General features: G+C 62.9%; 19 protein-coding genes. 18 read left to right on the top strand and 1 reads right to left on the bottom strand.

Annotated elements, in window-relative coordinates; genetic code table 11:
* Positions 1–14: 14 nt before the first annotated feature.
* A complete protein-coding gene (locus EI290_RS22520) occupies positions 15–167 on the bottom strand; it encodes a hypothetical protein (protein WP_167855337.1) in 153 nt (50 codons plus the stop codon).
* 641 nt (positions 168–808) lie between these two features.
* On the opposite strand from EI290_RS22520, the gene EI290_RS19835 reads away from it, so the two are divergent.
* From EI290_RS19835 to EI290_RS19750, 18 genes are all read left to right on the top strand, one after another.
* Positions 809–1,102: a transposase gene (locus tag EI290_RS19835; protein ID WP_125433384.1), complete on the top strand. Its 294-nt coding sequence runs from the start codon at positions 809–811 to the stop codon at positions 1,100–1,102.
* A gap of 24 nt (positions 1,103–1,126) precedes the next feature.
* Entirely contained in the window at positions 1,127–2,008 is an 882-nt protein-coding gene (locus EI290_RS19830; RefSeq protein ID WP_125433383.1) for an IS3 family transposase, read from the top strand.
* A 531-nt stretch (positions 2,009–2,539) separates the two neighbouring features.
* Positions 2,540–3,448: a hypothetical protein gene (locus tag EI290_RS19825; protein ID WP_125433382.1), complete on the top strand. Its 909-nt coding sequence runs from the start codon at positions 2,540–2,542 to the stop codon at positions 3,446–3,448.
* 748 nt (positions 3,449–4,196) lie between these two features.
* Positions 4,197–4,838 carry a TolC family protein gene (locus EI290_RS19820; protein WP_125433381.1) on the top strand — a complete coding sequence of 214 codons (642 nt, stop codon included), beginning with the start codon at positions 4,197–4,199 and terminating at the stop codon, positions 4,836–4,838.
* A 220-nt stretch (positions 4,839–5,058) separates the two neighbouring features.
* On the top strand, positions 5,059–5,766 hold the full coding sequence (locus tag EI290_RS19815) for a transporter (protein ID WP_125433380.1): 708 nt from the start codon (positions 5,059–5,061) through the stop codon (positions 5,764–5,766).
* 355 nt (positions 5,767–6,121) lie between these two features.
* Positions 6,122–6,442 carry a DUF6660 family protein gene (locus EI290_RS19810; protein ID WP_125433379.1) on the top strand — a complete coding sequence of 107 codons (321 nt, stop codon included), beginning with the start codon at positions 6,122–6,124 and terminating at the stop codon, positions 6,440–6,442.
* 164 nt (positions 6,443–6,606) lie between these two features.
* Positions 6,607–11,085 carry a CusA/CzcA family heavy metal efflux RND transporter gene (locus EI290_RS19805; RefSeq protein WP_125433378.1) on the top strand — a complete coding sequence of 1,493 codons (4,479 nt, stop codon included), beginning with the start codon at positions 6,607–6,609 and terminating at the stop codon, positions 11,083–11,085.
* A 30-nt stretch (positions 11,086–11,115) separates the two neighbouring features.
* Positions 11,116–12,321, top strand: coding sequence for an efflux RND transporter periplasmic adaptor subunit (locus EI290_RS19800; RefSeq protein ID WP_125433377.1), 1,206 nt, complete (start codon positions 11,116–11,118; stop codon positions 12,319–12,321).
* Between the two features lie 57 nt (positions 12,322–12,378).
* The gene (locus EI290_RS19795; protein WP_125433376.1) at positions 12,379–12,984 is read left to right on the top strand and encodes a hypothetical protein; all 606 of its coding nucleotides are present in this window, start codon (positions 12,379–12,381) and stop codon (positions 12,982–12,984) included.
* A 47-nt stretch (positions 12,985–13,031) separates the two neighbouring features.
* Positions 13,032–15,296: a heavy metal translocating P-type ATPase gene (locus tag EI290_RS19790; protein WP_125433375.1), complete on the top strand. Its 2,265-nt coding sequence runs from the start codon at positions 13,032–13,034 to the stop codon at positions 15,294–15,296.
* On the top strand, positions 15,293–16,189 hold the full coding sequence (locus tag EI290_RS19785) for a cation diffusion facilitator family transporter (protein WP_125433374.1): 897 nt from the start codon (positions 15,293–15,295) through the stop codon (positions 16,187–16,189). The genes EI290_RS19790 and EI290_RS19785 overlap by 4 nt, the downstream gene beginning before the upstream one ends.
* A 45-nt stretch (positions 16,190–16,234) precedes the next feature.
* The gene (locus EI290_RS23105; protein ID WP_125433373.1) at positions 16,235–16,807 is read left to right on the top strand and encodes a MerC domain-containing protein; all 573 of its coding nucleotides are present in this window, start codon (positions 16,235–16,237) and stop codon (positions 16,805–16,807) included.
* 54 nt (positions 16,808–16,861) lie between these two features.
* Complete coding sequence (lpdA, locus tag EI290_RS19775; RefSeq protein WP_125433372.1) at positions 16,862–18,274, top strand: dihydrolipoyl dehydrogenase; 1,413 nt, start codon at positions 16,862–16,864, stop codon at positions 18,272–18,274.
* A 6-nt stretch (positions 18,275–18,280) separates the two neighbouring features.
* Entirely contained in the window at positions 18,281–19,111 is an 831-nt protein-coding gene (locus EI290_RS19770; protein WP_246009010.1) for a ZIP family metal transporter, read from the top strand.
* Between the two features lie 45 nt (positions 19,112–19,156).
* The gene (locus tag EI290_RS19765; protein WP_125433371.1) at positions 19,157–19,888 is read left to right on the top strand and encodes a hypothetical protein; all 732 of its coding nucleotides are present in this window, start codon (positions 19,157–19,159) and stop codon (positions 19,886–19,888) included.
* 63 nt (positions 19,889–19,951) lie between these two features.
* A complete protein-coding gene (locus EI290_RS19760; protein WP_125433370.1) occupies positions 19,952–20,218 on the top strand; it encodes a hypothetical protein in 267 nt (88 codons plus the stop codon).
* A gap of 78 nt (positions 20,219–20,296) precedes the next feature.
* The gene (locus EI290_RS19755) at positions 20,297–20,965 is read left to right on the top strand and encodes a DUF305 domain-containing protein (RefSeq protein WP_125433369.1); all 669 of its coding nucleotides are present in this window, start codon (positions 20,297–20,299) and stop codon (positions 20,963–20,965) included.
* A gap of 4 nt (positions 20,966–20,969) precedes the next feature.
* Positions 20,970–21,698, top strand: coding sequence for an SDR family NAD(P)-dependent oxidoreductase (locus EI290_RS19750; RefSeq protein ID WP_125433368.1), 729 nt, complete (start codon positions 20,970–20,972; stop codon positions 21,696–21,698).
* Positions 21,699–21,717 lie beyond the last annotated feature (19 nt).

Below are 21,717 nucleotides of genomic sequence, written 5' to 3'. Positions count from 1 at the left end.
TCGTCGCGCTCCACTCAGGCCTTCTGGGACAGCAGCTGCAGGGCGTAGGTGCGGTGGGACAGCTCCAGCACGTCCGGATTTATTTTGGCCCCGGCGGCAATGCACACCCCGATGGCCTGCTTGATCATTCCCTCCTCGACGCCACGAAACGAGCGAAAGGGGTTCAAAAAACAACGTGACCGTGGTGGAACCGCGGGTTAACAAAGCGTTCGAAGCCAACAACAGACTGACCACCGCGCGGGATGCTTCCGTGTCGGCCAGCTATCTGAACCTGAAGCTGCAGGAACTCTACGTGGTGCAGGAATTCCAGGAGAAAGTGCAGGGGAAGATTCGGAAGCAGATGCGCGAGAAGGAACTCGCGTAGCGGGAACAGGACGAAGCCCGCCTGAATGCCGTGAAAGAGGAGCGCCACTATGTGGAGGCCCTTCGCAAAGCCCAAAAAGTGTGAAGCTCTACCAGAAACCCTAAACAGCTTTCAAACTAGGCGCTCTTGCAGCCGTGGGGCTGCTGGTCTACCTAAGTAAGAAGGACGATAAGCAAGCCGGAGAGCCAGCGTCCGTGCGTGCACTTTCGCGTCAAACTGGGTAGTTGGATAGCTTATAGCCTGCCAGCAGGTGCAGGTAGCCTAGGCGTGTATCTGGGTAAGTGAACACGACAGAGCGGCCAGCACGGTGCTGGAGAGGCGCTATGCAAACGAAAGCCCCTCGCGTCACTTCCTGAGGATAGCGGGCGAGGGGCTTTACCATGGTGCATACTGTGAGGTGGTCTAGAGAAGGCGGACAGAAGAAGGACGTATCTTTCTTCTGTTATGGCAGCAAAAACCAGCGGGGTGTCGCCCGACAAACGGCGTAAATACGACGAGGCGTTCAAGGTCGAGGCCCTGCGCTTGGCGTCCGAGAGCCGCAGTACGCAAGCCGCAGCCCGCGAGTTGGGCATCAGTCCCAAGCTGCTCTACCGCTGGCAGCAGGCCCAAGTGGTGGCCGAGGTCGGCAGCGTCGAAGTGGCCCGTGACCCGGAGGTGCGTGCTCTGCGCGCCGCCAACAAGCGGCTGGCGCAGGAGCTGGATATTTTAAAAAAAGCCCTGATCAGTTGCCTGCTGTAGGCGCAGGCTCGGCCAGCCGACCCCGTGAGTACGTACCGATACATCGCCCAGTGCCAGGTGCGGGTGCCCGTGCGCCAGCTCTGCCGCGTGTTGCACATCGCGCCCAGCGCCTACTACGCCTGGCACCGGCAGCAGGGCCAACCTGTACCCGAGCCGGCCTGGCAAGTAGCCGTACGTCAAGCGTTTGTACGCCACAGCCAGCGCTACGGCACGCGCCGGCTGCGGGCCGAGGTGCAGGCCGAAGGCCACGGCGTGGGTCGTTGGCGCATTCGGCGTGTGCTTAAAGTCCACGGCTTGCGCGCCCAGCAGCCTCGCTCGTTCGTGCCGCGCACCACCGATTCCGACCCGGCCGTGCGCGCCGCCCCCAACCGCTTACTCGGCCAACCGGCCCCCACCGCCCCGAACCAAGTGTGGGTGGGCGACATCACCTACCTGCCCCGCCAGGGCGGCGGCTGGCTCTACCTGGCCGTATGGCTCGACCGCTGCTCGCGCAAAATCGTGGGCTGGGACGTGCGCGATACCATGCCCGAAGACCTCGTGAGCGAGGCCCTGCGCCGGGCCCTGGTCGTGCGCCGCCCGCCGGCCGGGCTCGTCGTGCACTCCGACCAGGGCAGTCAGTACACGGCTACCCGCTTCAAAGCCCTGGTCGCCCAACACGGGGCCTTGCAAAGCATGAGCCGGCGCGGCAACTGCTACGACAACGCCCACGCCGAATCGTTTTGGAGCCGCTTCAAAGCCGAACTGCTCGACGGCGGCAGCTTCCCCGGCCTGGCCGAAGCCAAGCTCGAAATCAGCCACCATATTGCCTATTACAACGCCGAACGCCGACATTCTGCTCTCGGCTATCACTCGCCCAACCACTTCGAAACCCATCTTCAAACAACGTCCCAATTGTGTCCGGCTTAGCTAGACCACCTCACTAGACCACCTCACTGTTATGGGGCGTTGAGACCTCGACAAGGCGACTTACTGTAAGTCGCAGGTAGGCCTACTAGTCGCCTTTCTTATGCTTATGCGGTTTCAGATCGGGGTGTTTCGGTCTGTTTTCTTCCGTGACCCGTCTTCTTCTGTCCGGAGTACCATCTTCTTTATTAGGCTTAGGGCCGGGTTTGATAGCCATGGTAATAGGTAGTGGTTAAGGGTAAGACATGTATCTACGTGTTGAAATATACACGCTTATCGGATAAGAGGAACGATCGTCCAGCCTTTTAACAGCCTTTATTTCCTGCCGGACAGCAAACTGAGTAATTACAGCGACTGCCCAGTTGCCCGGAGCGCGGAAACGTGTGCTATTAGTAAAACTATCACGCCGCAATAGCATTGTATTCAGCTCGTATAGGTACGTTAGCCCGGTGTAAGATCACTGAGAGTGATCAAAGAAGGCTGATAAGCCTCTGACACACGTGGTAGTTTAACTTTCTCTTTTACTTACCCTACATGAAAGTATCTGAAGTGTCGTCCGAATCACTTGTAACCATGGGATTGTTCGCCCTCTACGCGGCCGGTTACCTGATTGTGAATATGTACCTAGCGACTCACAATCTGACAGAAGCAAGTTGGTTGAGCTTTAACTATATCAAAGCGGGCATCAGTTTCTTAGGCTTTACGCTACCTCCCGTACTAATAGCCTACTATACCACGCACGATCAAGAGCAGGTACCCATACCTATAGTGGATGCTGCGTTTGCTGTACTGGGAGCTCTTGGGTATGGATGCGTTGCGTTCACCATAACGGGGAGCTTCTCGGCAACGGCTGAATCGGTTACGCCCATGAAAGTAGTGATCATAGCCGTCGCATTTGTTGCAGCCAGTATATTCTTATTTGCGGCGCTTAAACCGGCTGCAGGCACTCCTAATTGGGGCAAAAAGCATGGACTGCCGTGGTTCTACTTACTAGTGGCTGTTGTAATAATATGGGTAGGCGTATATGGCATGAGCTTACTCATCCTGTACTTCATCTCCAGTGGAGTGGTCTGCCAAGTAATAGTTCGGCAGATGCGCCGGATTAGGGAAAAACCTTCGCTCCAGCGAGCAGTGTGGGCTGCTATAGCAGGCATTACTTTTCTCCTAGTAGCGTGCGTGTTATACGGAGTGCTCTTCTATCGCTGGATGCCGTTGCAGTTGGGCGGTGGGCGGCCCTACTTCACCCGCTTTTACCTGCAGGCAGAAGCGCTTGACAAGCTGGTAAAAAGTGGGGCTATTACATCCCCAGCTGTGCTGCAGGCACCTGTCGAGGTGGTGTACATCTCGGAAAAAAATTACTACGTGCTGCTTAATGGCAATGCGGTTGCCTTACCCATCGAGAGCATAACTGGATACGCAGGATCCGACACCCAAAATCTCTGACCAAATTGCTTGATGTCGCAAAAGCAAGGTTAAGGCCGTGGTTCAGAAAATTAAATGTTACGGCACCTACCTGGTGCGCATTGAATCCTTCCCATTAAGCCTTGCATTTGTCCTTACGGGCAACTCAACAATTACACTTACATCGCGGTCTGGCAAGCTTGCACAGTGACGCGCACTCCGGCCTCAACCGGTATTGACGAGTTGGTCAATATCAGTTAGAGCAGAGCTTTTCGTGAGTTTGGTCTGCCTGCGTCGGCTTTGTTCTGACGCTCTGCATATTGTTTTAAAAGACCGAGCCACTACTGGTTCGCTTCTCCGGTTTTGTGACCGACGCCTTCTTACCAAGCAGTGCATGCAGAGCAAGGTGGCGTAATGGGTATAAGGTGCTCCAATTTTCCTCCAGAATTGTGTGTGTGTTTTGCTGCCTCACTCAATTCCTGTGCTTTTGCCTACCCGCTCACCTCATTGCCCGCTTTTCTGCTGCCTGTGTATACTGGTGGCGGTGCTGCTATCTGCAGGAGCCAGCCGGGCGTAGCGTTCCAGTGCAAGCAGGCCCGCGCTTACCTCGCTACTCGCTGCCCCACATAATTTACCCACCAGTCCGCGCCGACTAGCTGATTTCGTGGCTGTGGCCCATCAGAACAGCCCCCAACTGATTGAGCTGGCCAACCAAGTCAGCCAGAACCGCCTCGACAGCCTGCGCCGCAAGGCCTAGAATGGCATTCTGGTAAACGGTACCGGGGCCGCGGTGCTGTACCCCAGCATCCTCAACCGCCAGGGCGAGGCCGTCGTGGGCTACGACCAGGCCATCACCAACGGCGGCAACTATGCCACCGTAGCCCAGGCCAGCAAACCGGTCTTCAACCGGGCATTGCTAGCCAACGATTACCGTATTCTGGGCAACCAGGGACAGGTGCTGCGCAACAACCGGCAACTAAGCGCGCTGGATTTGCGCCGCACGGTTACGGACCAGTTTCTGACGGCCTACGCCGCCCAATTGCAGCTAGATTTTGCCCGTGGCCTGCTCACCCAGTTGCGCCAGCAGGACCGCCAGTTGCGCCAACTGGTGGAAGCCGGTATTTTCAAGCAAACCCAGTACCTGAGCTTTTACCTATCAGTGCGCACGCAGGAAGTGACCGTTGACCAGAATCGCCTGGCCTACCGCCGCGAGCTGGGCACATTGCGGGCATTGGCCGGAGTAGCCGACACGGCCCTGGTGACGCTGGAATTCCTTATCCCACCCACGCGGCGGCCTCTAGCCGGGCTGCTAGCTCCCGCCCAGCGCTGGTACACGCTGGATAGCCAGCGGAATCTGTTTGACCGCCGGGCCGTGGATACCTACTACTTGCCGCGGGTGAGCGTGGTGGCTGATGCCGGTATCACTAGCTAACATAGAAAACCAATTCGTTGACAAGCGAGTATGCAGACAAGACTAAAAATATTTTTAGTCTTGTCTAAAACATCCGTATGTCCTTCTTCTACTGCGTGGTATTCTGTTTACTGCCCGTGGCCTTATTGGCGCAGGGCCAAGGGATGGCGCCGGACTCATTGATTCACAGCTCCCCCGCTACTCGCTTTTTCAGCCGGTGCCCCGGGCCCGGCTGCGGCCAATGAGCACGGACCGGCCCGACGCGACGGAAAGTGCCTGTTCGGTGGACGCGGGGCATTTTCAGGTGGAAACCGACGTGCTGCGGCTGGGGCGGCAGCGGTTTGGCAGGCAGGACACACACCAGGAGTTGGGGCTGAACCATGCCAACCTGAAACTAGGTCTGACGCGCACGATAGATGTGCAACTGGTGGTGGAATCGTATACAGCGCAGACGGAGCGGGGCGAGCATCCGGGGGCACGGGCCGGCTTCGGGGACCTGACGCTACGAGTCAAGCGCAACTTGTGGGGCAACGACGGGGGCCGCACGGCGCTGGCGCTGATGCCCTTCGTGAAGCTGCCGACGGGTCAGCGCACCGGCAACCACTACTGGGAAGGCGGCGTGGTGGTACCGTTTGCCTGCCAATTACCCCACGATTGGAGCCTGGGCAGCCAGTTGCAAGCTACCTGGGTGCGCGACGAAGCCACGACGCGTCACTGCCTGGAACTGGCCCCCACCCTGACCGTGGGCCACGACCTGTACAAAACGCTGGGTGGGTTTGTGGAAGTGGCTGGGGCCTGGGACTGGCGGGAAAGAGGCTGGGCTGCGACGCTCAACGGCGGGCCTATCTGGCGGGTGACGGATAATATGCAGCTGGACTTGGGCCTGAACTACCCGCTGACTAAGGACACAGAAACAACGTACTTTCTGGGTGTAAGTTTTCGGCGTTAGGACGCGGGAATAATGCGTGATTTTGCGTGGACAGCTGCTGGGGTCAGAGAAATTAACACTGAATGCATTCTGTTTGCTGCCGCTGCCCCTGACGTTAGTTCGCTCAGCGAACTCAACACCTGTATACTGCCGGTTACGAAGATTTTAGCCCGGTGGTGTGCCCGTCGAAAAACTGGTTGCTTCAGCTTATTTTATAACCAGCGATTAGGGTCGAAGCCAGCCTCATGCCGTGTTTTTCAGGTCTATTTCCCCAACCTAAACCCATCATGCTGATCTGCTACGCCTGTTAATTACCCGGTAGAGGAATCTATTTGGCGACGAGTACGTATGTTTGCAGCGTTTGCCCCTTTCTGCTATGCGATTTGTCGCGGTCTTTTTTGCGCTCTACCTGCTGGTGCTGGCCTGTCTGCCCTGTGCTGACGGGACGGTGAACCCATCGGAGCCGGCGCGCGCCCGCGTTACGGCGCAGACTGATGCTGCCGCGCATCACCAGCAGGATTGGTGTACTCCCCTGTGCCAGTGCCACTGCTGCGCTGGTACCTCCTTGCCCGCCGCTACGGCCGTGGTTCTTCCGGCCACCCACCCGGTAGGCGATGCTGCCCGGCCGTTTGCAACGTTGACGAGCCCGGCCCCGCAGCAGCGGGCATTTGCCGTCTGGCAGCCCCCCCAAGCCTAGTTTCCTGTTTTTTCGGTTCCGTCCGCGGGACCGGGCACGCTGCCGTGCCCGGTCCCGTCGGCGCATACGCACCTTTCTGTGCGCTGTCGAACCCTGCCGTCGTCGAGCCCCGCGGGCTCCGACCGCCCTTTTCTCAGGATTTCTAGTCTTACCCCTTAGCCAGTATGTTCGACCGGCTCATTCACTTTTCCATTCACAACAAGCTCATTATTGGGCTGCTGACCTTGGCTTTGATTGCCTGGGGCAGCTACTCGCTGAGTCGGCTGCCCATTGACGCGGTGCCCGACATTACCAACAACCAGGTCGTGGTCTACACCGTGGCGCCCTCGCTGTCGGCCGGCGACATCGAGCGGCTGGTGTCCTTTCCCATTGAGCAGAGCGTGGCCACGATTCCGGGGCGCGAGGAAGTACGCTCCTTTTCCCGCTTCGGCCTCTCAGTCGTGACCATCGTCCTGGAAGACGGCATCGACATTTATTGGGCCCGCCAGCAGGTGGCCGAGCGCCTGCGCGAGGCCGAAAGCCAGATTCCGGCCGGCGTGGGCCGGCCGGAACTAGCCCCGGTCAGTACCGGCCTGGGTGAAATCTACCAGTACCTGGTGCGCGCCAAGCCCGGCTACGAGAAGAAATACACGGCGCGGGAGCTGCGCACGATTCAGGACTGGATTGTGCGCCGTCAGCTGCTGGGCACGCCCGGCGTGGCCGACGTCAGCTCTTTCGGAGGCCAGCTCAAGCAGTACGAGGTGGCCTTGGACCCGGAGCGGCTCCGTTCCCTGAACGTAACCGTGGACCAGGTGTACCAGGCCGTCAGCCGCAACAACCAAAACACGGGCGGAGCCTACCTGGATCAAAACCCGACGGCGTACTTCATCCGCACCGAGGGCCTGGCCCAGAATGCTCAGGACATCGGCAACATCGTGGTGCGCTCCACCAGCAGCGGCCTGCCGGTGCTCGTGCGCGACGTAGCCGAGGTACGCCTGGGCTCGGCCGTGCGCTACGGGGCCATGACCCGTAACGCGGAGGGCGAAGTCACCGGCGGCATCGTGCTCATGCTCAAAGGCGCCAATGCCAACGAGGTTATCAAGGCCGTCAAGGAGCGCATGGAGACCGTGCGCAAGTCCCTGCCCGAAGGCGTGACCGTGGACGTGTACCTGGACCGCTCGGAACTGGTGGGCCGGGCCATTCATACGGTAACCAAAAACCTGATTGAGGGAGCGCTCATCGTGATTTTTGTGCTGGTGCTCTTCCTGGGCAACCTGCGCGCGGGGCTGGTGGTGGCCTCGGTGATTCCGCTGGCCATGCTCTTTGCCATCAGCCTGATGCGCGTGTTCGGCGTGTCGGGTAACCTGCTCTCGCTCGGGGCTATTGATTTCGGACTGGTAGTGGATGGGGCGGTGATTATCGTGGAGGCCATCGTGCACCGCCTGCACACCCACTCGGGAATTGCCGCCCACCCCGACGGGGCCCACGGCAAGCTAACCCAGGACCAGATGAACGAGGCCACCTACGAGGCAGCCTCCAAAATCCGCGCCTCAGCCGCGTTCGGGGAAATCATCATCCTCATCGTGTACCTGCCCCTGCTGGCCCTGGCCGGCATTGAGGGCAAGATGTTTAAGCCCATGGCCGAGACGGTGGCCTTCGCCATTATCGGCGCTTTCATTCTCTCGCTCACCTACGTGCCCATGATGGCGGCACTGGGGTTGAGCCGCAACACGGAGCACAAGCGCAACTTCTCGGACCGCATGATGAGCTGGCTGGAGGCCCGCTACCGGCCCCTGCTGGAATGGGGTCTGCGCCGCAAAGCCCTGGTGCTGGCTTCGGCCGTGGGGCTGTTCGTCGGGGCCCTGCTCGTGTTCCGCACTCTGGGCGGGGAGTTTATCCCCCAGCTTTCGGAAGGCGACTTCGCCATCGAGATGCGCGTGCTCACGGGCTCGTCGCTAAGCTACACCATCGAAAAAAGCCAGCAGGCCGGGGCCATCCTCAAACAGCAGTTTCCGGAGGTCAAGGAAGTGGTAGCCAAGATTGGCGCGGCCGAAATTCCCACCGACCCCATGCCGGTGGAAGCTGGGGACGTGATGGTAATTCTGGAAAAGGACCAGAGCAAGTGGACTTCGGCCAAGTCCCGCGAGGAGCTGGCCGAGAAAATGGCCCACGCCCTGAGCGTAATTCCGGGCGTCACCTTCGGGTTCCAGCAGCCCATTCAGATGCGCTTCAACGAGCTCATCAGCGGGGCCAAGCAGGACGTGGTGATGAAAATCTACGGCGAAGACCTGCAGCAGCTGGCCGACTACGCCCAGCGGGCCGCGGCCCAGGTGCGGCAGGTGCAGGGAGCCGAAGACGTGTACGTGGAGCAGGTGACGGGCCTGCCCCAGATTGTGGTCCAGCTGGACCGCAACAAGCTGGCCCAATTCGGTCTGAACGTCGAGGACGTGAACCGCACGGTGCAGACTGCCTTTGCCGGCCAGGCCGCCGGGCAGATATTTGAGCAGGAGCGCCGCTTTGATTTGGTGCTGCGCCTGCGCCCGGACCTGCGCCAGGACATCAACGCCGTGCGCCAGCTCTTCATTGCCACCCCGCGGGGCGAGCAGGTGCCGCTGGAGCAGGTGGCCACCGTGGCCCTGCAGGAGGGCCCGAACCAGGTGCAGCGCGACGACGCCAAGCGCCGCATCACGGTGGCCTTCAACGTGCGGGGCCGCGACGTGGAAAGTGTAGTGGAAGAGCTGCAGGGCAAAGTGGACCAGCGCCTGAAGTTCGCCCCCGGCTACTACGCCACCTACGGCGGGCAGTTCGAGAACCTGCGCGAGGCCTCGCAGCGCCTGAGCGTGGCCGTGCCGGTGGCCCTGACCCTGATTTTTGTGCTGCTCTTCTTCACCTTCGGCTCCCTGAAGCAGTCCGTGCTGATTTTCACGGCCATCCCCTTATCGGCCATTGGCGGGGTGGCGGCTCTGTGGCTGCGGGGCATGCCGTTCAGCATCTCAGCGGGCGTGGGCTTTATTGCCCTGTTCGGCGTGGCCGTGCTCAACGGCATCGTGCTCATCGGCTATTTCAACCAGCTCAAGGACGAGGGCTGGGCCAACCTGCACGAGCGAATTCTGGAAGGCACGCAGGTACGCCTGCGGCCGGTGCTGATGACGGCTACGGTGGCCTCGCTGGGCTTTTTGCCGATGGCCCTGAGCACCTCGGCCGGGGCCGAGGTGCAGCGCCCGCTGGCTACGGTCGTCATCGGCGGGCTGGTCACGGCCACGCTGCTGACGCTGCTGGTGCTGCCGGTGCTCTACGCCCTGTCGGAACGCACCCCGGCAGCCGGGCCGGACCAGCAGCCCGAGGATCCAACCCACCACGGCACCCGGTCGGCACCCCTGCTGGCCGGCGGCGCAGCCGTGCTGTTGCTGACACTGCTGGTGCCCGGCACCGGCCGGGCCCAGCAAGTGCAGCTGACGGCCGGTGGCACGCCCTTCACGGCCCAGCAGGCCGTGACCCAGGCCTTGCAGGCCAACACCACGGTAACGGCTGCCCAGCGCAGTTTGGAGGCCCAGCAGGCCCTGCGGCGCACCGCTACCGACGTGGGCCGCACCACCGTGGGCGTTACCTACGGGCAGTACAATTCCTACCGCAAGGACAACCAATTCAACGTCAGCCAGAGCTTTTCGCTGCCGCGGGTGTACCGCAGCCAGCGCCAATTGCTGGAGGCGCAGGTCGGCGGGCAGCAGCTCACGCTGGCCCAGGTGCAGGCCGAGCTGCGGCGGCAGGTGCGCCTGAATTATGAGCAGGCCGTGTACGCCCGCCACCGGGTGCAGGTGCTGCGCGGGCAGGACAGCCTCTACAGCGAGTTTTTGCGGGCCGCCCAGCTGCGCTTTAAAACCGGGGAAGTAGCCCGCCTGGAGCCGGCCACCGCCCTGGTGCAGCAAGGCGAAACCCGCGCCCTGATTGCCCAGGCCCGCACCGGCTACCAGGTGGCCCAGCGCCAGCTGCAAGCCCTGCTGCAACAAAGCCAGGCGGTGGGCGTGGCCGACAGCCTGCTTCGCCCGCTGGAACCCGTGGTGCTGCCCGCCACCGGTGACACGGCGCGCCTGACCCAGAACCCGGAGCTGCAAGTGCAGCGCCAACTCATCGCCCAGCGCCAGGCGGCCACCCGCACCGAGCAGGCCCTGGGACTACCCAACGTGACGCTGGGCTACTTCAACCAGTCGCTGATTGGCCCCCAGACCATGGGCGGCGTGGGCGGCGCGGAGCGGTACTACGCCGGGTCGGACCGCTTCCAGGGCGTGCAGGCTTCGGTGGGCATTCCCCTCCTGCGCGGGCCGCAGAAGGGTCGGGTCCAGGCCGCCCGTCTGCAGGAGCAGGTGGCCGACGCCGGCTACCAACGCCTGCGGGCCGAGCTCTCGGGCCGGCTGGACGAACTGGTGGCCCGGCACGCCGAGCAGCAGCAGCGTCTGGCTTTCTACCAGCAGACGGCCCTGCCCCAGGCCGACGTCATCGTGCGCCTGAGCACGCGGGCCTTCAAGGCCGGTGAAACCGGCTACGCCGAATACCTGCTCAACCTGGAGCGGGCCCTGACCCTGCGCACCGCCTACCTGGACGTGCTGCTGGAACACAACCAGACCGTCATCGAGCTGGACTACCTGCTGGGCAGCACCCCCCAGTAATCATCCCTGACTTTTCTTGCCTCCCCTTTCATGACAAAATACGCATTGCTGGCCCTGCTGGGCCTGACGCTGGCCGGTTGCGGTCAGGAGAAAACGGATACGGCGGCACCGGAAGCGGCCGGGGCCACCACGGAAACAGCGGCTGGCGGCGCCAAGGCCGCGGGCAACGAAGCCGCCGCCGAAGAAAACGCCACCGAAACCACCCTGTCGGCTGCCGAGCAGCGGGCGGCCGGCATCCGGCTGGGCCGGGTGGAAGACCGGGTGCTCAGCGGCACGCTCAAAGTCAACGGCACGCTCGACGCGCCCCCGGAAAACGCGGTGGCCGTCAGCGCCCTGCTTGGGGGCATCGTGGAGCGGACGACCCTGCTGCAGGGCAGTCGCGTGCAGGCCGGGCAGGTGCTGGCGACGGTGCGCAACCCCGAGTTTGTGCAGCTCCAGCAGGATTACCTGGAAACCAGCAGCCAGCTGGAGTTTGCCCGCGCCGAGTACGAGCGCCAGCAGGAACTGTACCGCCAGGAAGTAGCCCCGCAGAAAAATTTCCAAAGGGCCCGCGCCGAATACCGGGCTATGCAGACCCAGGTGGCGGCGCAAGCCGCCCGCCTGCGCCTGGCGGGCCTGCCGGTGGGCGGTAAGATTACCACGACGGCCCCGGTGCGGGCCCCGCGCGGCGGCTTCCTAAAAACCGTGAATGCCAGCGCCGGGCAAAGCGTGACCTCGACCGACGTGCTGTTTGAAATCGTGGACCCGGCCCACCTGGACGTGGTGCTCACTGTGTTCGAGAAGGACGTGCCGCAGGTGCGCGTGGGCCAGACCGTGCGCTACACCCTGGCCAATGATTCGGCCGGGGCCGAGCACCGGGCGAAGGTGTATGTGATTGGCCGCGCCGTAAGCGAGGACCGCACGGTGCGCGTGTACGCCCACCTGAGCCGGGAAGACGCCAGCCGCCTGCCCGGCACCTACGTGCGGGCCACTATCGAAACCAACTCGGCCACGTTGCCCTCCCTGCCCGACAAGGCCCTGGTGCAGTTTGGGGGAAAGAGCTACGTGTTCGTGGCCGAAGGTCCGGCAGGAAAAAACCAGGAAACGCACTACCGCATGGTGCCCGTGACGGCGGGGGTAAGCGAAAACGGCTACACCGAAGTCCGCCTGCCGCAAGGCACTGCGGCGGCGCAGGTCGTGGTGGAGGGCGCGTACTCGCTGCTGGCCAAGCTCAAAAACGCGGAAGAAGAAGAATAGCCGCGCATTTTCTCCCCTAGTTCGGCCGCGTTCCTGTCGCGGCTTTTCGCCCTGCCCATGTTCCATCTGCTCACCGGTTGCCTGCTGTTAAGCCTGCTGCACGCCGCGATTCCCAACCACTGGGCGCCGGTGCTGGCCGTGGCGCGCGCCGAGCGCTGGCCCCTGCGCCGGGCCGTGGGCGTGACGCTGGTAGCCGGCCTGGCCCACGTGCTGAGCACGGTGCTGCTGGGCCTGGGGCTGGGGCTGCTGGGCTGGCGCTTGTCGGCGCAGTTCTCCCACTTGGCCCACGGGGCGGCCCCGGCCCTGCTCGTGCTCATTGGCGTGCTGTACGCCTTGTCGGGGCCGGGGCACGCCCACCCGGACCCGGCCCCGACCCGGTCCCGCGGCCGGGTGGTGCTGGGGCTGGCGGCAACCATGTTTCTGGCGCCCTGCCTGGAAATTCAAACCTTTTTTCTGGCCGCCGGCACCCACGGCCCGGCGGCGCTGGCCCTGCTCATGGGGGTGTACCTGCTGGCTTCGGTCTCGGCCATGTGCGCGCTGGTCGCGCTGGCTCACCGGGGGCTGGGCCGCCTGAACCTGGACGGGCTGGCGCACCACGAGCGACGCCTGACCGGGGCCGTGCTCGTGCTGGTGGGCCTGGCCGGCTTTTTCGTGGACTGGTAGCGGCCGGCCGGCTGCTGTCTTCATTTTTCACCCGATGCATCTTTCCTATGCCTGATCCAACCTCTTCCAATACCGACGAAGAGCTCAACACCGCCAAGCAGGTGCAGCTCGACAACGTGGGCGCCCTGAGCCGGGACCAGCTCACGCCTGAGGCCGCCGCCGCGCCCGAGGGCCACGACGTGCCCGGCCACGACCACGCCACCCACGACCACACGGGCCACCACCATCCCCCCGGCAAACAGGTCGTGGACCTGGCCGGCCAACCGGCCGACGAGCACGCCGGCCACTCCCACGGGGACGGCGACGACCACGACCACGGTCCGGCCGGGGACAACCCCTACCTATGGCCCGGGGTGAGCTTGACCCTGCTGCTGGCCGGCATTGCGCTCGACTACTATACGGTGGGCTTTTTTACCGGCTACGTGCGCCTGCTCTGGTACGGGGTGGCCTTCCTGCTGGTGGGCTGGAAAGTCATCCGCTCCGCCGTGCAAAGCATTCCCTCGGGCAACGTGTTCAACGAGTTTCTGCTTATGAGCATCGCCACGTTGGGAGCGTTTGCCATTGGCGAGTACCCGGAAGGGGTGGCCGTGATGCTGTTCTACACAGTCGGCGAATTATTCCAGGACGCGGCCGTGAACCGGGCCAAGCGCAGCATCAAGGCCCTGCTGGAAATCCAGGCCACGGAAGTCACAGTGCTGCGTGCCGGTCAGTCCCTGGTGCTGGATCCCAAACAGGTACAGGTAGGCGATACCATTGAAGTGAAGCCCGGCGAGAAGGTAGCTCTGGATGGGACGCTGACCAAAGGGCCGGCTTCCTTTAATACGGCGGCCCTGACGGGGGAATCCGTGCCCCAGACCAAACAAACGGGGGAGCCAGTGCTGGCCGGTATGGTCAACCTGGAAAGCCTGATTCAGGTGGCCGTGACGGCCACCTACCAGGATACGAAGCTGGCCAAGATTCTGGCTATGGTGCAGGACGCGGTGGGCCGCAAGGCCAAAACCCAGCAGTTCATCACCAAGTTCGCCAAAATCTATACGCCCATTGTAGTGGCGCTGGCCGTGCTGCTGGTCGTGGTGCCCTCCTTCGTGGTAGAGGACTATGTCTTCCGGGACTGGCTGTACCGGGCCCTGGTGTTCCTGGTCATTTCCTGCCCCTGCGCGCTGGTCATCAGCATTCCGCTGGGTTACTTCGGCGGCATCGGCGCGGCCTCCAAAGCGGGCATCCTGTTCAAGGGCTCTAACTTCCTGGATGCCATGCGCGAATTGGATACGGTGGTGATGGACAAAACCGGCACCCTCACGGAGGGGGTGTTTGCTGTACAGCAGGTGCAGGCGGTGGGACTGGAGAAGGCCCAGCTGCTGCGGCTGCTCGGGGCGCTGGAAACCAAATCGACGCACCCGATTGCCAAAGCCGTCGTGGCCCACGTCGGCGCGGCTACCGCCGGCGTGGCAGTAGAGAACGTGGAGGAAATAGCCGGCCACGGCTTACGGGGCCGGGTGGATGGGCGCGACGTGCTGGCCGGCAACACCAAGCTGCTGCGCAAGTTTAACGTGGCCTACCCGGCCGAAGTAGACCAGGTGGTGGACAGCATCGTGGTGGGGGCCGTGGACGGGCAGTACGCGGGCTACCTGACAGTGGCCGACGCCCCGAAAGAGGACGCGGCCCGCGCCGTGCAGGAGCTGCGCGCCGACGGCATCAGCAAGCTGGTCATGCTCTCGGGCGACAAGGACAGCATCGTGCAGCGCGTCGCCCGGGAGCTGGGCATCGACGAGGCCCACGGCGGCCTGCTGCCCGAGGACAAGGCCCGCTACGTGCAGCAGTACAAAACCGAAGGGCGGAAGCTGGCCTTCGTGGGCGACGGGGTAAACGATGCCCCGGTGGTGGCCCTGGCCGACGTGGGCATTGCCATGGGCGGGCTGGGCTCGGATGCGACCATTGAAACGGCCGACGTCGTCATTCAGACCGACCACCCCAGCAAGATTGCCACCGCCCGGCGCATTGCCCGCGCCACCCACCGCGTGGTGTGGCAGAATATCTGGCTGGCCTTCGTGGTAAAAGGCATCGTGCTGGTGCTGGGCGCGGGCGGCCTGGCTACCATGTGGGAGGCCGTGTTTGCCGACGTGGGCGTGGCCCTGCTGGCTATTTTGAATGCCGTGCGCATTCAGCGCATGGATTATTCCACGCCGAATATCAGTGGCCCGTCGCCTGCTGCTCCCGCTGCCCCGTCCGTTACAGAAAACCTGTCAGTGGTTGAGTCCATGCCCCGCGAACTGCGTGAAGGCCCGCACCACTCTAACGACCAAACGAAATGAGCGGGTCCCACGGCATGAGCGGCAGTGCCGCTTCGCGCAATAAGCGCGCGTTAACCATCGTCTTCTTCACGACGCTGACCTATTTGGTGGCTGAAGTCATCGGCGGGTTCTGGACCGGCAGCCTGGCCTTGCTGGCCGATGCGGGCCACATGCTCACCGACGTGGCCGGCGTCGGGCTGGCGCTGCTGGCCATCCGCTTCGGCGAGAAACCGGCTACGCCGGCGCGTACCTACGGCTACTACCGCTTCGAGATTCTGGCTGCCCTCACCAATGCGGTGGTGCTGATTCTGATTTCGATGTATATTCTCTACGAGGCCTATCTGCGGTTTTTGAACCCGCCCAAGGTGGAAAGCACGACCATGATGTGGGTGGCCGGCGTGGGCCTGCTGGTCAACCTCTACGGAGTGTACCTGCTGCGCAAAAGTTCGGGCGAGAGCCTGAACATGAAGGGCGCCTATTTCGAGGTGCTGTCGGATATGCTCACCTCCGTGGGCGTCATGGCCGCGGGGGCTATCATGATTACCACCAAGTGGTACTACGCCGACCCGCTGCTCTCGGCCGGTATTGGCCTGTTCATCCTGCCCCGCACCTGGTCCCTGCTCAAGGAGTCGGTGAACGTGCTGCTGGAAGGTACCCCGGCCGATGTGAACCTGGAGGAGCTGCGCCAGGGCCTGCTGCAAGTGCCGGGCGTGGCGGCCGTGCACGACCTGCACGCCTGGGTGCTGACCTCCGGCGTCAATGCCCTGAGTGCGCACGTTGTGCTGGCCGGGGCCGCCGGGCACGAGGAAGTACTGACCCGCGCCCAGGCGTACGTCACCGGCAAGCACCCCATTCAGCACGCGACCATTCAAGTGGAGCGCGGCGATGTTGCCCGGCATGAAACCCATCTGTAGGCCGGCCGCTGTTCGTTCGACTTATTCAATGCAATTCCCTCGGACATGAAAACGCCTGTTCTTTCCACCCTGGGCACAGCAGGCTTGTGGCTTACCGCCCTGGCTTCGCCCTGCTGCTTTCCAGTCTTTGCCGCGCTGGCGTCTGCTTTCGGGCTGGGTTCTTTTGAGCTCTTCGGCGGCTGGACCATGTACGTGTTTCAAGGCCTAGTGCTCCTCTCAGTGCTCGGCACGGCAGTTTCGTACCGGCAGCACCGCCGGGCCGGGCCGCTGGCCGTGGCGCTGGGGGGCGCGGTGCTCATCTTTTCCGCCTACTACCTCGTGTTTTCGCAGCCGCTTGTCTACGCGGGCATGATGGGCCTGCTCCTGGCAGCGGGCCTCAACCACTGGACTTATACCCACATGAAACCGCTTCAACCCCTTATCCTGGAATCCCGGCTTACGTGCCCCGCCTGCGGCCATGAGCAAGTGGAAACGATGGCGCAGAATGCCTGCCAGTATTTCTACGAGTGCCCCCATTGCCGCACCGTGCTTAAGCCCACGCCTGGCGATTGCTGCGTGTTCTGCTCCTACGGCACGGTGAAATGCCCACCCATTCAGCAGGGCTTGGCCTGCTGTTGAGATTCGCCGCGCTGACCAACTCGCCCGCTCCGCACTGTTTACTTCCCCCTGCTCATGACTACCTACGACGTTCTCATTATCGGCTCCGGCCCCGGCGGTTATATTGCCGCCGTGCGCTGTGGCCAACTGGGCCTGAAAACGGCCATTATCGAAAAGTACCCCACCCTGGGCGGCACCTGCCTCAACGTAGGCTGCATTCCCAGCAAGGCCGTGCTTGAATCTACCGAGTTGTATCAGAAAGCCACCCACCAGTTCACGGAGCACGGTATTGATGCCGACAACCTGCGGGCCGATTTGCCCCGCATGATGGCGCGCAAGGACCGGGTGGTGAAAAAGGTCTGCGACGGGGTGGTCTTCCTCATGAAGAAAAACAAGGTGGACGTACTCCACGGCGTAGCCTCGTTCGTGGATGCCACCACCGTGCAGGTCGAGCCCAGCGACGGGGGCAGTGGGGAAAAACAGCTGCTCACGGCCAAAAACATAATCATTGCCACCGGCTCCAAGCCCAGCACCCTGCCCTTCATCACGCTGGACAAGGAACGTATTATCACCAGCACCGAGGCGCTGGCCCTGCGTGAGCTGCCCCAGCACCTGATTATCGTGGGCGGCGGAGTTATCGGCCTGGAGCTGGGCTCAGTGTATGCGCGGCTGGGCAGCAAGGTGTCGGTGGTGGAATATACCGACGCTATTATTCCCACCATGGACCGTACCCTGGGCAAGGAGCTGCTGCGCTCCCTCAAGAAGCAGGGTCTGGAGTTCTACCTCTCGCACAAGGTGACGGCCGTGGAGCGGACCGGCGACACGGTGAAGCTCACGGCCCAGGGCGGGCCATCGGCCGAGCTGCAGCTGGAAGGCGACTACTGCCTGGTATCAGTGGGCCGCCGGCCCTACACCGACGGGCTGAACCTGGCCGCGGCCGGTGTGGAGCTGGATGAGAAGGGCCGCGTGAAAGTCAACGAGGACCTGCAGACGACGGTGCCGGGCATCTGGGCCATCGGCGACGTGGTGCGCGGGGCCATGCTGGCCCATAAGGCTTCCGATGAAGGCGTGTACGTGGCTGAGCTCATTGCCGGCCAGGCCCCGGAGGTGAACTACCTGCTTATCCCGGGTGTGGTCTATACCTGGCCCGAAGTAGCCGGTGTGGGCTACACCGAGGAGCAGCTCAAGGAGCAGGGCAAAACCTATAAGGTGGGTTCCTTTCCGTATTCCGCCTCCGGCCGGGCGCTGGCCGGGGCTGACACCGAAGGGTTGGTGAAGGTGCTCACCGACGCGCAGACCGACGAGATTCTGGGCGTGCACATGATCGGGGCTCGCATTGCCGACATCATTGCTGAGGCCGTGGGCATCATGCACTTCCGGGGCGCGGCCGAAGACGTGGGCCTGATATCGCATGCCCACCCCACCTACGCCGAAGCCTTCAAGGAAGCCTGCCTGAACGCGGCCGGCATCGGGGCCCTCAATATGTAACCCCGTATGCTACTCGCCTTTCTGCTGGCTGTTACGCCGGACGCGCCCCCTTCCTGGAGTCAGGTGCTGCTGTATTCCCTGGTGCCCGCCGCCATCATGGTCGTGGGGGCCGTTGTGGCCGTGCTGCGCCCGCCGGGCGCGGCCATTCGCAGCGCCATTTTGCACTTCGCCGCCGGGGTGGTGTTTTCCGTAGTGGCCGTCGAGCTGCTGCCCGACATCGTGGCCCGCCACCGTCCCTTGGAAGTTGGCCTGGGCTTCGCCATCGGGGTCGGGGTCATGCTGGTTCTGCGCTCGCTCACGCGCAAGGCGGCCGAAAAGGAAAAAGCCGTACCTACGCCGGCCTTGCCGCCCGGGGTGCTGTGGGCTTCCCAGACCGCGCCGGACGAGGCCGCCAGGCCCGGCGCGCTGCCCATGGGCCTGCTCACCGGGGTCGGCATCGACATCCTCATCGACGGGCTGCTGCTGGGCATCGGCTTTGCCGCCGGGGCGGAGGAAGGCCTGCTGCTGGCCATTGCCCTGACCATCGAAGTGCTGTCGCTGGGGCTGGCCACGGCCGTGGAGCTGCGCCAGGAAGGCCAGGGCAAGGCCCGCACCGTGGGCATCGTGGCCGCTCTTTCGGCCCTGCTGGTCGTGGGGGCCGGCGTAGGCATTACCGTGCTCAAGGGCGCTTCCGACAACGTCATGGAGCTGGTGCTCTCCTTCGGCCTGGCCGCGCTGCTGTTCCTGGTCACGGAAGAACTGCTGACCGAGGCCCACGAGGAGCCGGAGTCGCCCTGGCTAACCTCCGCATTTTTCCTGGGTTTTCTGGTCTTTCTACTTCTGGGCATGCTCGTGTGATGCATGAGGAGAGCTTACACGTCAGTTATCAGCCTTTGCGAAGCCATGAAAACTCTTTTTTTGCTTTTGCTCGCCGGCATCGTCAGGCTGGGCATTGCGCCCGCCAATGCTCAATGCCGCAGCCACATCGGCTACGCGAATTACCATCGTCGGGCGGCGGCCCGTCAAGATTCGGGTGTAGTTAAAAAGCCGTTTGAACCGGGGCGGGTAGGGGCCTTTGGGGGGGTACTGGGGTTGCGGGACCGTAGCGGCACTAGCTACGTTGGCGGCGACCTGGAAGGAAGCTACTTCCTGTCTCCGCGCTGGAGCACCGGCCTGCGGGGCACGTTCACAAGGCCGGCACGCATCCCGGCCTTGGCCTCGGGCGGCTACGAAGGCACGGGTCGGCCACAGGCGCAAATTTTCAGCCTGACGTGGCGTAACGCGCTGCTGCTAGTGGACCGGCCCCGCTGGCGCGTGGGTGCCTTGGCCGGTGTCGGTATCGGCTGGCTAAACCTACGCGACAAGGATCAGCAGGTAATAGTGCGGGGACAAGGCCGGTGCGGCTGCCAGAGTGCCACCCGCTCCAAGCTCCTCGACACTACCTGGAATCCGGTTTCCGAAATCGGGCTGACGGCTACCTACAAACCCCGGAAGGCTGATGCGCCGTGGCTAACCCTGCGGGGCCAATACCGCGCCTGGCAGGGCGACGTGCCGTTCGGCGGCCCCGGTCAGTTTTCACACTACTTGCTGAGTGCAGGTCTGAGCCTGCCCGACGCGCCCCGCCAGGTCCACTAGCCGCAGACTTTTTTCACGCTGACTGCTATTTCCACTCCTTCTATTCCAACAGGCTTCCCGCTCATGCACACCATTAAGATTGAACTCACCCTGACCCCAGCCGGCGGGCGGCACATTGCTTTTTCCAAGCAGATGCTGGAGAAAGCGCACGTGTACCGCCGCTTGCTCAGCGAAGGGGACGGCTGGGAGCAAATCGCCACCAACGCCCGCTCGCCCTATGTGGACACGGAAGCCTTTCCGGCTGGCACCACCTTGGAATACCACGTACAGCACTTCGATCAGCAGGATGTATACGAGGGGCATAGCAACATCGTGCGCACGACTGTGTAGCCCTTAGCTCCCGCTTTTTTCACGTTTTGTCTCCACTTGGCTTATGCCCTGACGGGGATATGCTAATTCGCTCGCTGCATGATATCTCGTTTCCTTGTAGGTGTGCTCACGTTGCTGCTGCTGGGCGCGTGCCGGGAGGCGCCGCGCGAAACACCAGCGCACGTGGCTGAGACACCCCAGCGCCAACTTGCCCCGGCCCAAGCAGAAGCAAACTCTGCCCCGGCCGTAGCCACCCGGGCGCAGCAGCGCCTGCGCACGGTGGCCCGCTCGGGCAACATCGACCACGACGTGGCCTCACTGCTGCTGGAGCACTACCGTGGGACCCAAGAGCTGGCCGCCGTAGAATTAACCACCGGGCGGGACCTAGAGTTGCGGGCGCTGGCCGATACGCTACGCCGGGAGTGGCAACAGGAAAGCCAGACGTTGGGCCGGCTTTTGGCGCGTACGCACGATACGGCCTCCGAAGAATCTACTCTCCTCTACCAGGAATTTTTCCACGGCGTGCAGGCTGCCTACGATTCGGTGACCCGGTACGCCAGCCCGCCGACGGGCGACCCCGACGCCGATTTTGCCGCCGCTCTCTCCGCTCATTTACGCACCGGCCTGCTGCTGGTACAGGAGGGCATCGCTCACGGCAGCGACCCGCCCCTGATTGCCCTGGCCCACCGCTTTCACCACGACCAGCTCCACCACCTGCGGCAGGTGCAGGCCTGGATGTCCACTCACCCCAACCCCACTAAACGCTAACCTGATGCGCTTTACCGATAAAATATGCCTCGTCACCGGGGGCGGCTCCGGCATCGGCCGGGCGGCCTGCCTGCAGTTGGCGGCCGAAGGCGGAACCGTCGTGGTCCTGGACCGCGATGAAACCACGGCCCAGGACACCACGGCCCTGATTACAAAAGGCGGCGGTCAGGCCCGGGCTATCCGGGTGGATTTGGGCCTAGCAGCCGAGATAGAAGCGGCCATGAGCACCGTAGCAGCCACCTACGGCCGGGTGGACGTGCTGGTCAACAACGCGGCCATGATGACTTTCAAGCCGATTTCAGAATTGAGTGTTGATGAGTGGGACCTGGTCATGGCCGTGAACCTGCGGGCCGTGTTTCACCTCAGCAAACTCTGCCTGCCCCACATGCGGGGCGGGGCCATCGTCAACATCAGCTCGGTGCACGCGCAGGAAACCACGGCCAACGTGATTCCCTACGCGGCCAGCAAAGGGGCCCTGGAGGCTTTCACGCGAGGCATGAGCCAGGAGTACCCAGCCGCTCACGTGCGCACGAACTGCGTGGCCCCGGGGGCCGTGGACACACCCATGCTCTGGAATAACCCCAACGTGAAAAGCGGCAAGGAGAAGATTGAGGGGGAGGTAGGCCACCCCGAAGACATTGCCGGCGCCATCTGCTACCTGGCCTCGGCTGAGGCCCACTACATCAACGGCACCACCCTGGTCGTGGACGGCGGCCGGCTCAGCATTCTGTAACCGCTTTGCCGCACTCACC

The organism is Hymenobacter metallilatus (assembly GCF_003944705.1).
GTDB classification, from domain to species: Bacteria; Bacteroidota; Bacteroidia; order Cytophagales; family Hymenobacteraceae; genus Hymenobacter; species Hymenobacter metallilatus.
This window is presented reverse-complemented; position numbering and strand designations above follow the sequence as displayed.

Bases quoted from the DNA above. Each gene is read 5' to 3' on its own strand.
- EI290_RS19835 (WP_125433384.1), top strand. From the start codon at position 809: ATGGCAGCAAAAACCAGCGGGGTGTCGCCCGACAAACGGCGTAAATAC.
- EI290_RS19825 (WP_125433382.1), top strand. From the start codon at position 2,540: ATGAAAGTATCTGAAGTGTCGTCCGAATCACTTGTAACCATGGGATTG.
- EI290_RS19815 (WP_125433380.1), top strand. From the start codon at position 5,059: ATGAGCACGGACCGGCCCGACGCGACGGAAAGTGCCTGTTCGGTGGAC.
- EI290_RS19810 (WP_125433379.1), top strand. From the start codon at position 6,122: ATGCGATTTGTCGCGGTCTTTTTTGCGCTCTACCTGCTGGTGCTGGCC.
- EI290_RS19805 (WP_125433378.1), top strand. From the start codon at position 6,607: ATGTTCGACCGGCTCATTCACTTTTCCATTCACAACAAGCTCATTATT.
- EI290_RS19800 (WP_125433377.1), top strand. From the start codon at position 11,116: ATGACAAAATACGCATTGCTGGCCCTGCTGGGCCTGACGCTGGCCGGT.
- EI290_RS19795 (WP_125433376.1), top strand. From the start codon at position 12,379: ATGTTCCATCTGCTCACCGGTTGCCTGCTGTTAAGCCTGCTGCACGCC.
- EI290_RS19790 (WP_125433375.1), top strand. From the start codon at position 13,032: ATGCCTGATCCAACCTCTTCCAATACCGACGAAGAGCTCAACACCGCC.
- EI290_RS19785 (WP_125433374.1), top strand. From the start codon at position 15,293: ATGAGCGGGTCCCACGGCATGAGCGGCAGTGCCGCTTCGCGCAATAAG.
- EI290_RS23105 (WP_125433373.1), top strand. From the start codon at position 16,235: ATGAAAACGCCTGTTCTTTCCACCCTGGGCACAGCAGGCTTGTGGCTT.
- lpdA (WP_125433372.1), top strand. From the start codon at position 16,862: ATGACTACCTACGACGTTCTCATTATCGGCTCCGGCCCCGGCGGTTAT.
- EI290_RS19770 (WP_246009010.1), top strand. From the start codon at position 18,281: ATGCTACTCGCCTTTCTGCTGGCTGTTACGCCGGACGCGCCCCCTTCC.
- EI290_RS19765 (WP_125433371.1), top strand. From the start codon at position 19,157: ATGAAAACTCTTTTTTTGCTTTTGCTCGCCGGCATCGTCAGGCTGGGC.
- EI290_RS19760 (WP_125433370.1), top strand. From the start codon at position 19,952: ATGCACACCATTAAGATTGAACTCACCCTGACCCCAGCCGGCGGGCGG.
- EI290_RS19755 (WP_125433369.1), top strand. From the start codon at position 20,297: ATGATATCTCGTTTCCTTGTAGGTGTGCTCACGTTGCTGCTGCTGGGC.
- EI290_RS19750 (WP_125433368.1), top strand. From the start codon at position 20,970: ATGCGCTTTACCGATAAAATATGCCTCGTCACCGGGGGCGGCTCCGGC.